Origin of the sequence: Nostoc sp. ChiVER01, from assembly GCF_034531155.1 — a bacterium.
Taxonomy (GTDB): domain Bacteria; phylum Cyanobacteriota; class Cyanobacteriia; order Cyanobacteriales; family Nostocaceae; genus Nostoc.
In genome coordinates this window covers 185392-198983 of the sequence record NZ_JAVRBS010000002.1, presented here as the reverse complement: position 1 = coordinate 198983, position 13592 = coordinate 185392, and the positions used below count along the sequence as shown (strand labels likewise).

Sequence of the window (13592 nt, the reverse complement as noted above, 5' to 3'; positions counted from 1 at the left end):
TTATATTAAGCAAATTGCTACATAGGTAGTGAGACACTTAGGATATTCTAAAATGTCCCAGCCTGATTATTTTGGCTGGTTTATCTTATTAATATTGAGATAATTAACTAACTGTGACTTAGAATATCCTGTCTGTAAGTATACATAAACCGTAATTTCTCTGGAATCTCAGGGAAAATCACTAAAATATAACCGTAAAAATACTGGAGCTATTTTAAATATTTTGTAAAATTTTATTTTTCTCTTAATTTGAACATTCTTAACAATAAGTTTTATTTCTTAGATAAAATCAAGCTAAATACTGAATGCAGCCCAATTATTTAGCAAAAATAACTGAGCTGCATTGCCTGAATATAAGACTATCCAGCCAAACTTTCGACACTCAGAGGAACCATATCGCCATTCCTGGTCAGCCCTAACAACATCGGTTCTTGGGGTTGAATTAGTTGACCTGTGAGTACACAGCGTTCTTCTTGCTGAGCTGTGGCAGCGATGCTAGCTCGAATGTCGGTTCGGGAAAATCGAGGCTTCCATTCACCTGATTTTTGCTGGACATAATTCCAAAGGATATCTCGGATCAAAGCTTGATATCCCTGATTGCCAGCTATTTCTTTGAGCTTATCTTTTAGTTCCCGTTCTAGGCGGATGCTGGTAACTTCCATATCGGTGGTTGGGGTGCGAGCGATCGTATGCATCACTATTTCTCCTTAAAGGTATAGACAAGATAGTAATACAAGTGTAGTATGTTTAAAGCGATATTCAATAGGTGAAATTTTCTGTGAAATCCATTTACCCCATCTCTACTTCAATTTTGTGTGCCACCAATTGCCGAACCGGTTGGGAATCGGCTGCTATGGAAGTGGAGTATTTATTTATGGGCGATGGTAGCCGAAATCAGGGGCAAATCACAGAGGGTAATTATGACTTTAGACATCTCAGCATTAGTGCGCTGATTGCAAAACCAGAACTAGATCAACAAAGCGGGGGGTACAGACAAAGGAATACTGTACCGATATAAGACCAGAAAATTTTCTGGTCAATTCTAACCCCCGCTTCACCGAAAACTTGAAGCGGGGGTTTTTTTATAAGGAGTTAAGCTGTGACGATATCTTCAATGCGCGGCGCGAACGCAATGCAAGTGTTAGAGCAATCTGTGGTGGTGTTTTCTCAAAATTACTTGCCACTATGTCGGATCAATATCAAGCGGGCGATTGTGCTGTTACTAACAGACAAAGCTCAACCGCTAGGTTTTACAACAGAAGGCGGATGGCGAGTTCACTCACCTAGTTTGGTAATTGATGTGCCAAAACACATTCGCTTAACAGTTACTTCTAATGAGCGGATGTGGAAAGTTCCGCCAGTGAATCGCCGGGAAGTGTTGCGACGAGATCATCACACTTGCCAATACTGCGGTAGCGGCAAATATCTAACGCTAGATCATGTGATGCCGCGATCAAGAGGCGGTTCTCACACTTGGGATAACGTAGTCACAGCTTGTGAGAGATGTAACTCCCGTAAAGGCGATCGCACCCTGTTTGAGGCTGGTATGCAACTGCGTACCAAGCTAAAAGCACCAATCCACCCTGCGATTTCTTTTGCCGAACAGTTTTGGATAGATATGCAAGGAAGCCTGGAATAACAGGAGAGCATAAGGAATGCTGAAATTAACTTACACCGAAAGTAGTTTTTATTTGGAATGTCTCACTCTGTCGCTAGAAGAATGGGTAGCGCAGCGAGTGATTTTAGCCCTGCGAGTTGGGCAAAGTTTATGCATTGAACCCAGTACCGCTTCCTTTTTGCTTCCTATCGATTTGCCAGGAGTAGAAGTGCTTAAGGCTGAGGTAAAAAGGGATGACGGAGAAATTATTGCCCTCTCTGCCTGCGATGCCGAATATATGGAAGTCACCCTACGGGGTTCTTGGCTATTAGATAGCTCTAAGGATGCTGTAGGTGTGTTTTTCACCACTATGAGCGATCGCGCTGAGTTCTTTTTGCACAAACTCTGGCAGGAATCTCAAGCTTGTGCTTCTGTCATGAGCGAATAAATGAAATAGTAGGGTGGGTTAATTTTGGATTTTAGATTGAATAATCCAAAATCCAAAATTTAAAATCTAAAATTCGGGGAGTAATTATTTCTCCCCATTTATTGCGCCATTTTTAACAATTCGGGAATTGTCACAAATCGGTAGCCTTGCTGTTTGAGTCCACTGATGATTTGTGGCAATGCTTGTACAGTTCTTTGGCGATCGCCACCACCGTCATGCATCAAAACAATAGAACCTGGTTTTGCACCTTTCAATACATTATTGACAAATGCTTGCGGTTTGGCATGAGGATCTGTATCGGCTGAAGTTAGCGACCACATAATTACAGCGTCTTTCTGGCTTTTGGCGTAAGCGGCTAGTCCGTTGTTTAAAAAGCCTCCAGGAGGACGAAACAGAGCAGTTTTGACTCCTGTAGTTTTGTATATCAGATCGGCTGTGCGATCAATTTCACTCTTAGCTGTGGCTTCATCCATTCGTCGATACCAATGATGCCAAGTATGGTTGCCAATGGCGTGTCCCTCAGCTACCTCACGCTTGGCTAGGTCGGGATTTGCTTGTAAAGCTTGTCCTACCCAAAAAAATGTTACCTTAACATCATTTTGCTTCAGGATATCCAGCATTTCTAGGGTTGTCTTCGGCCAGGGCCCATCATCAATGCCTAGAGCAATAACCTTCTCGTTATTCCTGGGATGCACCTGATAAACTGTTTTTCCCTGAAATTTAGCTGGGACTGTAAAGGTAGGGTTTTCTACTTTGGCTGGCGGTAGTTGGGCATTAATTTGGCCCTTTGCTGGATGAGCTTGAACTTGTGCAATAGGGATTTTGCTTAAAGGCTTGTTCAAACCCAATTCTGGGGTCATACTACAAGCTGTAATCGTAGAGGCGATCGCAACAAAACCAATTATCTGTTGTCGCTTGAGGAAGTTGTTTGTCACGTCAGGCTTTTCAGGCTTTTAAAGATTCACCCAATCATAAACTGTAGTTTGACTTTTCAGAGGGTTTAGCAAGCTCAAATATAAGTGCAAAAGCTTTTATAGACAATTTCAAAAAATTTTTCTGAAACCCCTTGACACCTTTTGTAGTATTTTGTAGTATAAATGTAGTGAAGCCAAAGACAAAGCTTCTCAAGGGTCAAAGTCATGTTCTACATACAATTAAAAGACAGGCGTTGGAATAAACCACAGTCCCCAGTCAACAAAGCTGTTCCTACTTGCAAACCATCGGTAGTAGAGGCAAAAAACGAAAAAAGCTCTAAATTTGCACTCATCAAAACCACTGAGTACATCCGTAATACACAACAGGTTTGCTACCTAGAATTTTGGTTGTTTTCCTAACAGTTAAAAGTCAATTATCTGAACCTTGAAAACTAAATAAGAAATGGGCAAGTTCACCAAAATTCTGTGCCTAAAAACCTAAAAGTTTAGGCACAGATTCCAAAAAATCGGGGTGTAGCTCAACTGGCTAGAGCTTTCCGTTGTCTGCGGAAATGTTGCGGGTTCAAATCCTGTCACCCTGGTTGTAGTCCTGTAGGCGAATAGTTGAAGCCGTCAGTTTCTCAAACTGAAGATTGCGAGTGCGAATCTCGTCAGGACTCCCAAATGGTCAGGTAGCCAAGTGGTTGAAGGCGTTGGTCTGCAAAACCGATTAGCGCGGGTTCAAATCCCGCTCTGACCTCTGTCGCAGTGTAGCTTAACCAGCAAAGCCCCAGGTTCATACCCTGGTATATGCGGGTGCAAATCCCGCCACTGCCACCAAATGCAGGGATGGTGTAACGGCAACACCTCGTGACTCCAAATCCGATGTTCTGGGTTCAAATCCTAGTCCCTGCGTCAATCATGCCCCTGTGGACGAATGGTTAAGTCGCTGTTCTTTCAAAGCAGAAATTGCGGGTTCAAGTCCCGTCAGGGGAATCATTATGGGTCGGTGGCCGAGTCTGGTTGAAGGCGACAGTCTGTAAAACTGTTCTTTTTTGCACGCAGGTTCAAATCCTGCTCGACCCACTGTGGAGAGGTGGCTGAGTGGCTCAAAGCGTCCTCCTGCTAAGAGGAAACGGGTAGTTAATATCCGTCGCAGGTTCAAATCCTGTTCTCTCCGTTTTGAGAGTGTGGTGTAACTGGATAACATCTCAGTCTACGAAACTGAAGACGTGAGGGTTCAAATCCCTCCACTCTCGTTACATGGGAGAGATGATGGAGTGGCTGATTCGAGTTGAATTAAACCAGTCCACTGGGTAAAACCCATCTCTCCTCCTCATACCAATTCTCCTCTCATCAAACAACAGATATAAACCCTCAAACCCTGGTATTATCTGAATTTCTTAATTTTGAATTTTGAATTGATATTATCCCCCGGTAGCTCAGTTGGTAGTAGCGCCTGTCTGAAGAACAGGAGGTCGTCGGTTCGATTCCGACCTGGGGGGCTTCGTTGCCTCATAGCTCAATGGTAGAGCAAGCGGCTGTTAACCGCGCGATTGTAGGTTCGAGTCCTACTGAGGCAGCCATTCATTGCCGGGTGGACGAATTGGTAAGTCGCATCGCTCTGAACGATGAGGTTGCAGGTTCAAACCCTGCCCTGGCAATAAAGCCCTGTGGTGTAATTGGCAACATAGCGCCCTTTGAAGGCGAAGATTCCAGGTTCGACCCCTGGTGGGGCTGCCAAACTCTGCTCTTGTAGCCCAATTGGAAGAGGTGGCAAACTTAAAATCTGTTTGCTTGTGGGTTCGACTCCCACCAGGAGTACTAACGGGATGTAATTCAGTGGCCAGAAGCCATGCTTTGGGAGCATGGAGTCGCAGGTTCAAATCCTGCCATCCCGATATGCCCTTGTAGCCCAACGGAAGAGGCGCTTCGCTTAGAACGAAGAGGTTGCTGGTTCAAATCCAGTCAAGGGTATTGGTGAATATGCGGGGATAGAGCAACGGTGGCTCGTCAGACTCATAACCTGAACATCGGCAGGTTCAACTCCTGCCCCCGTCACCAAAACAGTGCTGGTGTAGCTCAATTGGCAGAGCAACTGACTTGTAATCAGTAGGTTACAGGTTTAATTCCTGTTACCAGCTTGATGCGGGTGTGATGTAATCGGTAGCATCTGAGTGCGCCATACTCAGCGCGTGGGTTCAAGTCCCTCCACTCGCTTGCGTAGTCCTGTAGCTCAACGGTAGAGCAGTTGCCCTACAAGCAAAGGGTTGCAGGTTCAATTCCTGCCAGGACTACCAAATATTGGGAGTGTAGCTCAATGGAATAGAGCTTCGAGCTTCTACCTCGAAAGTTGTGGGTTCAAGTCCTACCATTCCCGCCTAAACAAGTCAAAAGTCAAAAGAATGAATTTAATTATTTTTGTTTCTTTTTAGTTTTTACTTGTTTGATGGGGTCATAGCTCAAATGGCTAGAGCGCCTGCCTTGCAAGCAGGAGGTTATGGGTTCAAGTCCCATTGATTCCACTGATGGTGTCTGAAGCCAAAGTGGTCGAGGCGCTGGTTTGTGGAACCAGTCATAGCGGGTTCAAGCCCCGTCAGATACCTTTGAATTAATAATGGAGGTTATGATATCAAGATATTTTTGAGAGCTAGATTTATTAAATTTTTTTTGTTGAGAAGAGTTGATAAAAGTTAATTCAATTTTATTTTCTAAACAGGCTTGAAACTTGTGTTTATCATTATTTTGAATAGACGCTAGTTTTTCGGCTCCGTAAATTGGCTCGTAATGGAAAATGCCATTTAACTCAAAAGCTAAATTTAGGGAGGGTATGTATATATCAAGCTCTGCATTGATGGCATCTCTTCGATTGAAATGAATTTCCAACTCTGGATAAAGCTTTGAAAGCTGCTCGTCAAGACAATATTCAAGCTTAGATCGTCTATTCCCATGATTCTTATGGAAATTTCTATAAGTGGCTGCACAAGAATTTGAACAAAAATCAAGTTTACCTTGTTTTATGCGATGCCTTTGTTTAGAAAAAAATTTCCTACAGTTACAACAAATTACTTCTTTCGCTAGGATGGGTTTTACAAATAACGGTAAGCCAGAAACTTTCAAAGCATTATTCCAACTTCCAAACTTTCTAATAATTGTATTATGCGCTACTGGGCAAGGAATACTTTTATCTCTAACTTTATTTAATGCAGGAATCTTACCATGAGACTGATAGTATTCTTGGAACCATTCTATTAATTTTTCTTCAGTGATTTGCATGAAAATTATACGCCCTTCAATGGAAGATGCTGCTGAATGGACGGCAACCAAGCTTGAACCTTGGAGTACGGGCAACTGTAGGGGTACCCTACGGGAAGCAAGCTACAATTCCTCCATCTTCCTCTTTTCCACCTGAAGCCGAAAAGCGAGGCGCTGTGCTGATAACACAGAAATAGGAGGGGCAGTACCTCCCCGGTGGATTTATATCTAGTGTTGGTGTTAACAACGCTTGCGATCTAAATGTACGATCGCACTTGCTCATTTCTTATTTAAATTAACTAGGGTGGTTGGCATAACGGCTGTGCAGCGAGCTTTTAACTCGCAGAAATAGGTTCGACCCCTATACCACCCATTAAGCAATTCAAAATTCAAATTAAGAAATGCAATCCTAGCCAGCCTTTTGACAATTACTAATATGCAAATTGAACGCATTAGGTTATGAATAGGAACTAGCGATCGCTAGTTGAGCATGTTGCAATAATATATCTTTATCCAAAGCATTTACGGGATATTGCGGTGTTACTGCCAGCAGTTTATCGATTCTTTCTTTGGCTGCTTCCACTACTGATTCGTCTAAGCTACCCTTGCTAAGGGAATCAACAAAATCTTCAGCAATCTGATAAGTTCTTTCAATAGATGATGAATTAATATTGCGCGAGACAATAAATAGGTCACAACCTGCATGAAATGACCGCGCCACAGTTCCAGATTTCATAAACATATCTGAAATTGCTTTCATATCCAAGTCGTCAGATACAACTACTCCCTCAAAGCCAAGTTCCTCCCTAAGTATGTTTTTCAGAATAGCCTGGGAAAGCGTTGCTGGCACATCAGCATCTATCTTAGGAAATAAAATATGGGCAGTCATGATTAAAGGAATCTGTACTTCGATTAGGGCTTTGAAAGGTATGAGTTCTCGAAGTCGCAGTTCATCTAAAGTTAGATTCAGTATTGGTAGCTCAATATGAGAGTCTTTGCTGGTGTCTCCATGTCCGGGAAAGTGTTTGGCGCATCCTAAAATTCCTGACTCTTGAAGTCCAAGGTAATACTCACGCGCATCTTTTGCAGCAATTTCGGGAGTGTTACCAAAGGCACGAGATCCAATAACGGGGTTGTGGGGATAGGAAAAAATATCTGCTACAGGTGCCCAAGATAAATTTATTCCTAGTGATTTAAGTTCTACTGCTGTGGCTTTTGCTACTTCGCGGGCGTGCGATCGCAGCAATAACGCATGAGGAAATCGCGTAATCGGCAGTGGTGTACGAATGACACGACCTCCTTCATGATCCAAAGTCATAAACATCGAATCACGTTCAGTATATTCTCGTATCTGATTGTTTAAATCTTTGAAGCTTTCTAGCCAAACCTGATATGGGGTGCTATCCAAAAAGTTTTTAGCAAAAAAGATCGCCCCAATCGGCTTTAATTCATTGAGTGCGCGTTTATCATCATCGCTTAATGTCGTGCCGGAAATACCCAAAATCAGGTGATGTCCAAAGCGTTTTAGCTCTTGCGATACACTCATAATTTTTTACCTATAAGTTCTGCGGTAAACAACTAAGTTGTTCAACCTAAAGCATATAAACTTTTATCCTACATCCTTATGGGGAGTGAAAAGCTTTCAAAGGAAGGTTTTGATTCTGGTTGGGGAAAGTAGGTAAGCTCTAAATTTGCCTTGATTTTTACATTGTCAATTTATCCATAGAAGGAAATTTTATAGGAATTAACTAGTAATTTTTAAGCACTACCTTAGATATTTTTCAGAGTAGATACACTGATTAGCAAAGAAATCAACTAGTTTAGTACCACGTTTGAGATTACTTATTTTCAGTCAAAGGAATTACTTTTGTTTCCCTAAATTTCCTGCATATAAATCTAGATGAAATGTTCGCCAAAACCTATTATCAACAATGGTGTTGGCAATTTTGTTGGGTAGGTGCGCGTAGGTAAAATTCCCTTTGGCAAAAGTTTTTTGGGAGAGCGATCGCACAATAAATGCCAAATGTTACGGTTTGCAACGTATAATGAGAATCGACAAAACCATTAAGAAATATTGAAGGGCATTAGGGTTAAATGCGAGTAGCGATCGCGGGTGCTGGTCTAGCAGGACTTTCCTGCGCGAAATATCTCACGGACGCAGGTCATACTCCCATTGTCTTGGAAAGCCGGGACGTACTGGGTGGTCTGGTTGCGGCGTGGAAAGACTCTGACGGCGACTGGTACGAAACCGGGTTACACGCCTTCTTTGGGGCATATCCGAATATGCTCCAAATGCTCAAGGAGTTGGGCATTGAAGATAGACTCCAGTGGAAAGAGCATACACTGATTTTCAATCAACCAGACAAGCCTGGAACACTCTCACGTTTTGATGTTCCAGATATTCCATCTCCTTTCAACGTCATTGCATCGATTCTTCGCAACAAAGACATGTTGACTTGGGAGCAGAAGATTCGATTTGCAGTTGGACTCCTTCCGGCAGTAGTTAGGGGTCAGAAGTATGTCGAAGACATGGATAAGTACAGCTTCTTAGAGTGGTTGAAAAGGCAAGGTGTTGGCGAGCGGGTGACTAGTGACGTTTTTATCGCCGCGTGTAAAGCACTTACCTTTATCAATCCTGATGAAGTTTCGTCAACGATTCTCCTAACTGCACTGAATCGCTTTTTGCAAGAACGATATGGCTCCAAGATTGCATTTTTAGATGGTTCTCCCACAGAACGTCTATGCACCCCAATCGTAGATTACATCACAGAACGCGGTGGAGAAGTACGATTGAATGCCCCCTTGAAAGAGATTTTGCTCAACGCCGATGGCACGGTAAAAGGATACTTGATTCGAGGGTTGAATGGGGCAGAAGATGAAGTTATCACAGCAGATGCTTATGTATCTGCCATGTCGGTTGACCCCTTGAAGGTCATGTTGCCTAAACCTTGGAAGCTTATGGAGTTTTTCCAGAAGCTAGACGGTTTGGAAGGAGTACCAGTGATTAACCTGCATCTGTGGTTTGACCGGAAACTTACAGAAATTGATCACTTGCTTTTTTCGCGATCGCCCCTCCTAAGCGTTTATGCTGATATGAGCAATACCTGCCGTGAATACGCCAACCCCAATCGCTCAATGCTGGAATTAGTTCTAGCTCCGGCAAAAGATTGGATTGCCAAATCTGATGAGGAGATTGTGGCTGCAACGCTTGCTGAATTGGAAAAACTTTTCCCCGATCACTTTGGGGGAGACAATCCAGCAACATTGCTAAAATCTCATGTGGTGAAAACGCCGCGTTCAGTTTACAAAGCGACACCTGGCCGCCAACAGTACCGCCCCGCACAAGTTACGCCCATTGCCAACTTCTATCTCGCCGGAAGTTATACCATGCAACGCTACTTAGGCAGTATGGAAGGTGCCGTACTTTCTGGTAAGCTGACAGCGCAGGCCATTTCTGAGGCTCTCCCGGTAGCAAATTCCTCAAACCTGCAAACGCTCACCCGACCGCCCGCAACGAATGCTGCAACTGCCTGATTCCCCCCCGCGCATGAAAACGCTGGTCTCTGTAGACGAGTCATACAAACTTTGCCGACATCTCACAGCAAAGTATGCCAAGACTTTTTACCTGGGTACTTTGCTCATGAGTCCGGTAAAACGTCAATCTATTTGGTCAATTTACGCTTGGTGTCGCCGTACAGATGAATTGGTGGATGGGCCCGCATCTGCTATTACCACGCCAGAAACCCTAGACCTATGGGAACAGCAGCTGGAATCGATTTTTGCGGGACAGCCATTAGAAAATTACGATGTCGCTTTAGTTGATACCCTCCAGCGCTTTCCGATGGACATTCAGCCCTTTCGGGATATGATTGCCGGTCAGCGCATGGATTTATATCGCAGCCGTTATGAAACCTTTGAGGACTTATACCTCTACTGTTACCGCGTTGCTGGCACTGTTGGCTTAATGTCAACAGCCGTTATGGGTGTAGATAGCACCATATACACCGCTCCGTGGCAGCAGAACAAACAACCTTATGTTCCCATAGAAGAAGCGATCGCTTTGGGAATTGCCAATCAACTCACCAACATCCTGCGGGATGTAGGAGAAGATGCCAAACGGGGGCGAATCTACATTCCCCTTGAGGACTTGGAAAAATTCAACTACACCGAGCAAGACTTCTTCAAAGGTGTGGTAGATGATCGTTGGCGGGCGCTGATGTGCTTTCAAATCGAACGGGCCCGCCAATTCTATAGCAAATCCGACCAGGGAATTACTTATTTAGCATCCGATGCTCGTTGGCCTGTGTGGGCAGCATCAATGCTATACGGTCAGATCCTGGAGGTGATTGAACGCAACGATTATGATGTGTTCAGTCAACGGGCTTACGTTCCCCAGTGGAAAAAGTTACGCACTTTGCCCCTGGCTTGGATGCGATCGCAAGTCCTTTAAAAAATTAGTCATTTGTCCCTAATCCTTAGTCCTTAGTGTTTCATAAATAACTAACGGCTAATGACAAATGACTATTGACTCCCCCAAACAAATCTGATAACATTGATATTCGTGAGTCATGGAGAGGTGGCTGAGTGGTCGAAAGCGGCAGATTGCTAATCTGTTGTACGGCAGGCAACTCCGTACCGAGGGTTCGAATCCCTCCCTCTCCGTTTTCCAGTTTTTGATAGATACTTTTGATACACAGACTATGTTCTGTGTCGAAAAATAATACTAATCTAGTGTAAATATTTCTACTCCCAAAGATGGATGATATGATTTATCTTTTGGAGTCCTGATAAGATAAAGCTAATTTAAAAATCTAGTTTGAATCTTACTTTTAGGCTCCTAAATATCTGAGGAGTCAAAGTTACTTATGAAAAAGATTAGCGCCGCCTTAACCTTCAGTATAGCTACCCTAGCAATTGGGTTCCTAGTTGGGGCTTGTGGTGATAATAGTACCCCCAATGGCACAGCTAACACAGGAAATACCGCTACTCCAGCAGCAAACTCAACTACTACAAGCACTGCTCAAGGGCTAAAAATTGGTTCTCTACTACCGACAACAGGCGATTTAGCTTCTGTTGGACAGCAAATGTTAGGTTCTGTCCCTTTACTTGTTGATACCGTCAACGCCTGCGGTGGGGTGAATGGCGAACCAGTTACCTTGGTGCAAGTAGACGACCAAACCGACCCTAGAGCGGGTGCAGCCGGTATGACCAAACTAGCAACTTTAGATAAAGTAGCAGGTGTAGTTGGTTCCTTTGCTAGTAGCGTTTCTAGTGCAGCAGTCTCCATTGCCACACCGAATAAAGTCATGCTGGTTTCCCCTGGTAGTACCAGTCCTGTCTTTACTGAAAAGGCCCAAAAAGGCGACTATAAAGGCTTTTGGGCGCGTACTGCTCCCCCTGATACTTACCAAGCACTAGCTTTAGCTCAACTTGCCAATAAAAAAGGTTTTAAGCGAGTTTCTACAGTCGTAATTAATAACGACTATGGCGTTGGCTTTGAAAAGGCATTTGTGCAAACTTTTGAAAAATTGGGTGGAACCATCGTTAATAAAGATAAGCCTGTCCGCTATGACCCGAAAGCCCAAACATTTGATACAGAAGCGGCGGCTGCTTTTGCTGGTAAACCAGATGCAGTCCTAGCTGTACTGTATGCTGAAACTGGTAGTTTGTTCCTGAAAGCAGCCTATCAGCAAGGTGTGACGAAGGGAGTGCAAATTTTACTGACAGATGGAGTTAAATCACCTACTTTTCCTGAACAAGTTGGCAAAGATGGTGATAAGTATATTTTAACCGGAGCGATCGGTACAGTACCTGGTTCTGATGGTAAAGCACTAGAAGCTTTTAACAAGCTGTGGAAGGATAAAAAGGGTGGTGCGCCAGGAGAATACGCTCCTCAAGCTTGGGATGCGGCTGCTTTATTGACGTTGGCTGCACAAGCTGCTAAACAAAATACAGGTGTTGGTATAGCTAGCAAAATCCGTGAAGTGGCTGATGGGCCTGGTACGGAAGTTACCGATGTCTGCGAAGGATTAAAGTTGCTTAAAGATGGTAAAAAGATTAACTATCAAGGAGCCAGTGGCAACGTAGATGTTGATGCTAACGGCGATGTAGTCGGTGTTTATGATGTTTGGACAGTAGGAGACGATGGGAAAATCAAGGTAATTGATAAAGTTACCCCCAAATAGAAAATTAGGAGAGACGCGATTAATCGCGTCTGTACAGGAGTTATCAGTGAAACATTACTAACTCATAACTCCTAACTCTTAAAAGCCAGTGAAGTTGTAACCAACTCCTAACAATAAGCCTATATCAGTTTGATCAAAAAATCCGGCATTTACAGCAGCCGTTGCAGTGAATTGAGGAGTTAGAGGCACATCAATGCCACCAGTTAGCAAAAAGGCAAATTGCGAATCATCACCAGTTTTGTAAGCTCCACCCACTCCAACGTAAGGTGCGATCGCTAACGGTTCGCTAAAAGCATCTGCTGGCTTGAAGGCAAAATCATAGGTGACAGGAAGTAAAATTGTGGTGTTGTCCCCAAATACAGCTGAGGGTCGCACCGATATAGCATTTGTCAGTCCGATTTTGCTGACTACCGCGAAGTTACCGTCACCCAAAGATGTATCACCACCACTTAAACCAATGTTAGCAGCGATGCCAATATAACTGCTGCCACCACGAGTAGTTCTACCTAAATCAATATCCGATTGCGCCACTTTAGTAGCAGATGGTTGAGAACTAGTTTGAGAAGTAGTTTGAGGAGTCGGTTCTACAAACTCAGAGGTAAGTGTTGCAGATGAGGTTGCTACTGTACCTGGAATGGGTGTAGGCGTTACATTGGCGTTTTCTTGTATCGCAGGGTTTGAGAACTGCTGTACTTTAGCTAAATTTGTTGCTGTAAATGTTTCAATTGTTTCTGTAGAGAGATTTTGGCTTACAGTGTCTAGTTCTGTACTAAACTTGTTGGGAGACGCTACGGTTGCGGAAGGGTCAGTTAATGTTTGACTATTCACCTTGTCAACTGTCTGGGCACTTACGGATAAGCCGCTACTCAGGACTGTAAGAGCAGCTATACTTGGCAAGCAAAAAACACCTTTACGAAAAAAAATAGTATTCACGTTCACTCCTAAAACAATATTGCCACGAAAAATAAAAGGTTTTGTTGATTAAAGTCAACAAATTCGGGCAATACTCAAAATTTAACATCAAAAAATTGGTTTTTCCATTCTGACTTACTGGATTTATCTAGTTAATATTTACTATCAAAAAATTAAATACTATATTCTAAATATCTAGAATTTGGCAGATGACAAAAATTATTTTTGCTTTAGACAAAGAGTCTATTTTTTAAGGAGTTCATTCGGATTGCGAAAACTTT

The 13592-nt window shown here is 43.3% G+C and carries 13 protein-coding genes and 25 tRNA genes; 32 read left to right on the top strand and 6 right to left on the bottom strand.

All coding sequences use genetic code 11. The features are described from left to right. Window positions 1–359 precede the first annotated feature (359 nt). A complete protein-coding gene (locus RMY00_RS03305; protein ID WP_109011785.1) occupies window positions 360–695 on the bottom strand; it encodes a hypothetical protein in 336 nt (111 codons plus the stop codon). Between the two features lie 71 nt (window positions 696–766). On the opposite strand from RMY00_RS03305, the gene RMY00_RS03300 reads away from it, so the two are divergent. The 3 genes from RMY00_RS03300 (at window position 767) to RMY00_RS03290 (ending at window position 2045) form a co-directional block, all read left to right on the top strand. Continuing rightward, window positions 767–1018, top strand: coding sequence for a hypothetical protein (locus tag RMY00_RS03300; RefSeq protein ID WP_322646186.1), 252 nt, complete (start codon window positions 767–769; stop codon window positions 1016–1018). A 114-nt stretch (window positions 1019–1132) separates the two neighbouring features. Further along, window positions 1133–1639 carry an HNH endonuclease gene (locus tag RMY00_RS03295; protein WP_322646411.1) on the top strand — a complete coding sequence of 169 codons (507 nt, stop codon included), beginning with the start codon at window positions 1133–1135 and terminating at the stop codon, window positions 1637–1639. A gap of 16 nt (window positions 1640–1655) precedes the next feature. Beyond that, on the top strand, window positions 1656–2045 hold the full coding sequence (locus RMY00_RS03290; protein WP_322646185.1) for an alr0857 family protein: 390 nt from the start codon (window positions 1656–1658) through the stop codon (window positions 2043–2045). Window positions 2046–2143: 98 nt separating this feature from the next. On the opposite strand, the gene RMY00_RS03285 is transcribed toward RMY00_RS03290, so the two are convergent. Continuing rightward, on the bottom strand, window positions 2144–2980 hold the full coding sequence (locus tag RMY00_RS03285; RefSeq protein WP_322646184.1) for a polysaccharide deacetylase family protein: 837 nt from the start codon (window positions 2978–2980) through the stop codon (window positions 2144–2146). A 204-nt stretch (window positions 2981–3184) separates the two neighbouring features. Between RMY00_RS03285 and RMY00_RS03280 the strand changes: the two genes are divergently transcribed. The 24 genes from RMY00_RS03280 to RMY00_RS03165 all read left to right on the top strand — a co-directional run bounded on the left by RMY00_RS03280 (window position 3185) and on the right by RMY00_RS03165 (window position 5564). After that, entirely contained in the window at window positions 3185–3379 is a 195-nt protein-coding gene (locus tag RMY00_RS03280) for a hypothetical protein (RefSeq protein ID WP_322646183.1), read from the top strand. A 108-nt stretch (window positions 3380–3487) separates the two neighbouring features. Further along, window positions 3488–3561 (top strand) — tRNA-Asp (locus RMY00_RS03275). A 4-nt stretch (window positions 3562–3565) separates the two neighbouring features. Beyond that, window positions 3566–3642: transfer RNA gene (locus RMY00_RS03270), tRNA-Glu, on the top strand. Between the two features lie 3 nt (window positions 3643–3645). Continuing rightward, a tRNA-Cys gene (locus RMY00_RS03265) sits at window positions 3646–3719 on the top strand. Window positions 3720–3723: 4 nt separating this feature from the next. Next, window positions 3724–3799 (top strand) — tRNA-Met (locus RMY00_RS03260). Window positions 3800–3802: 3 nt separating this feature from the next. Then, window positions 3803–3874: transfer RNA gene (locus RMY00_RS03255), tRNA-Trp, on the top strand. A gap of 9 nt (window positions 3875–3883) precedes the next feature. Beyond that, window positions 3884–3955 (top strand) — tRNA-Glu (locus tag RMY00_RS03250). A 7-nt stretch (window positions 3956–3962) separates the two neighbouring features. Next, window positions 3963–4045: transfer RNA gene (locus tag RMY00_RS03245), tRNA-Tyr, on the top strand. A 4-nt stretch (window positions 4046–4049) separates the two neighbouring features. Then, a tRNA-Ser gene (locus RMY00_RS03240) sits at window positions 4050–4139 on the top strand. 4 nt (window positions 4140–4143) lie between these two features. Continuing rightward, a tRNA-Arg gene (locus RMY00_RS03235) sits at window positions 4144–4218 on the top strand. Between the two features lie 172 nt (window positions 4219–4390). After that, a tRNA-Phe gene (locus RMY00_RS03230) sits at window positions 4391–4464 on the top strand. 6 nt (window positions 4465–4470) lie between these two features. After that, window positions 4471–4545, top strand: a tRNA-Asn gene (locus RMY00_RS03225). 5 nt (window positions 4546–4550) lie between these two features. Then, window positions 4551–4623, top strand: a tRNA-Gln gene (locus RMY00_RS03220). Between the two features lie 3 nt (window positions 4624–4626). After that, a tRNA-Gln gene (locus tag RMY00_RS03215) sits at window positions 4627–4702 on the top strand. A 6-nt stretch (window positions 4703–4708) separates the two neighbouring features. After that, a tRNA-Leu gene (locus RMY00_RS03210) sits at window positions 4709–4783 on the top strand. Between the two features lie 4 nt (window positions 4784–4787). After that, window positions 4788–4860 (top strand) — tRNA-Pro (locus RMY00_RS03205). Between the two features lie 3 nt (window positions 4861–4863). Then, window positions 4864–4936 (top strand) — tRNA-Leu (locus RMY00_RS03200). Window positions 4937–4946: 10 nt separating this feature from the next. Beyond that, window positions 4947–5023, top strand: a tRNA-Met gene (locus RMY00_RS03195). A gap of 7 nt (window positions 5024–5030) precedes the next feature. Continuing rightward, window positions 5031–5103, top strand: a tRNA-Thr gene (locus RMY00_RS03190). Window positions 5104–5107: 4 nt separating this feature from the next. Further along, window positions 5108–5179 (top strand) — tRNA-Gly (locus tag RMY00_RS03185). Between the two features lie 5 nt (window positions 5180–5184). Next, window positions 5185–5259: transfer RNA gene (locus RMY00_RS03180), tRNA-Val, on the top strand. A gap of 6 nt (window positions 5260–5265) precedes the next feature. Continuing rightward, a tRNA-Arg gene (locus RMY00_RS03175) sits at window positions 5266–5339 on the top strand. A 71-nt stretch (window positions 5340–5410) separates the two neighbouring features. Beyond that, a tRNA-Ala gene (locus RMY00_RS03170) sits at window positions 5411–5484 on the top strand. Window positions 5485–5490: 6 nt separating this feature from the next. Beyond that, a tRNA-His gene (locus RMY00_RS03165) sits at window positions 5491–5564 on the top strand. Here RMY00_RS03165 and RMY00_RS03160 read toward each other — a convergent pair. After that, window positions 5546–6235, bottom strand: coding sequence for a homing endonuclease associated repeat-containing protein (locus RMY00_RS03160; protein WP_322646182.1), 690 nt, complete (start codon window positions 6233–6235; stop codon window positions 5546–5548). The two genes, RMY00_RS03165 and RMY00_RS03160, sit on opposite strands and share 19 nt — an antisense overlap. Window positions 6236–6516: 281 nt before the next feature. Here RMY00_RS03160 and RMY00_RS03155 point away from each other — a divergent pair. Then, window positions 6517–6587 (top strand) — tRNA-Lys (locus RMY00_RS03155). An 84-nt stretch (window positions 6588–6671) separates the two neighbouring features. On the opposite strand, the gene nagZ is transcribed toward RMY00_RS03155, so the two are convergent. Then, entirely contained in the window at window positions 6672–7760 is a 1089-nt protein-coding gene (gene nagZ, locus RMY00_RS03150) for a beta-N-acetylhexosaminidase (RefSeq protein WP_322646181.1), read from the bottom strand. Between the two features lie 315 nt (window positions 7761–8075). After that, entirely contained in the window at window positions 8076–8237 is a 162-nt protein-coding gene (locus RMY00_RS03145; protein ID WP_322646180.1) for a hypothetical protein, read from the bottom strand. A gap of 71 nt (window positions 8238–8308) precedes the next feature. Between RMY00_RS03145 and pds the strand changes: the two genes are divergently transcribed. The 4 genes from pds to RMY00_RS03125 all read left to right on the top strand — a co-directional run bounded on the left by pds (window position 8309) and on the right by RMY00_RS03125 (window position 12399). After that, the gene (gene pds / locus RMY00_RS03140; RefSeq protein ID WP_322646179.1) at window positions 8309–9748 is read left to right on the top strand and encodes a 15-cis-phytoene desaturase; all 1440 of its coding nucleotides are present in this window, start codon (window positions 8309–8311) and stop codon (window positions 9746–9748) included. Beyond that, window positions 9732–10664: a 15-cis-phytoene synthase CrtB gene (crtB, locus tag RMY00_RS03135; RefSeq protein WP_322646178.1), complete on the top strand. Its 933-nt coding sequence runs from the start codon at window positions 9732–9734 to the stop codon at window positions 10662–10664. Before pds ends, crtB begins: the two co-directional genes overlap by 17 nt. 120 nt (window positions 10665–10784) lie before the next feature. Beyond that, window positions 10785–10876, top strand: a tRNA-Ser gene (locus RMY00_RS03130). 203 nt (window positions 10877–11079) lie between these two features. Then, a complete protein-coding gene (locus RMY00_RS03125; RefSeq protein WP_322646177.1) occupies window positions 11080–12399 on the top strand; it encodes an ABC transporter substrate-binding protein in 1320 nt (439 codons plus the stop codon). Window positions 12400–12477: 78 nt separating this feature from the next. On the opposite strand, the gene RMY00_RS03120 is transcribed toward RMY00_RS03125, so the two are convergent. Next, complete coding sequence (locus RMY00_RS03120; protein WP_322646176.1) at window positions 12478–13332, bottom strand: hypothetical protein; 855 nt, start codon at window positions 13330–13332, stop codon at window positions 12478–12480. Window positions 13333–13592 lie beyond the last annotated feature (260 nt).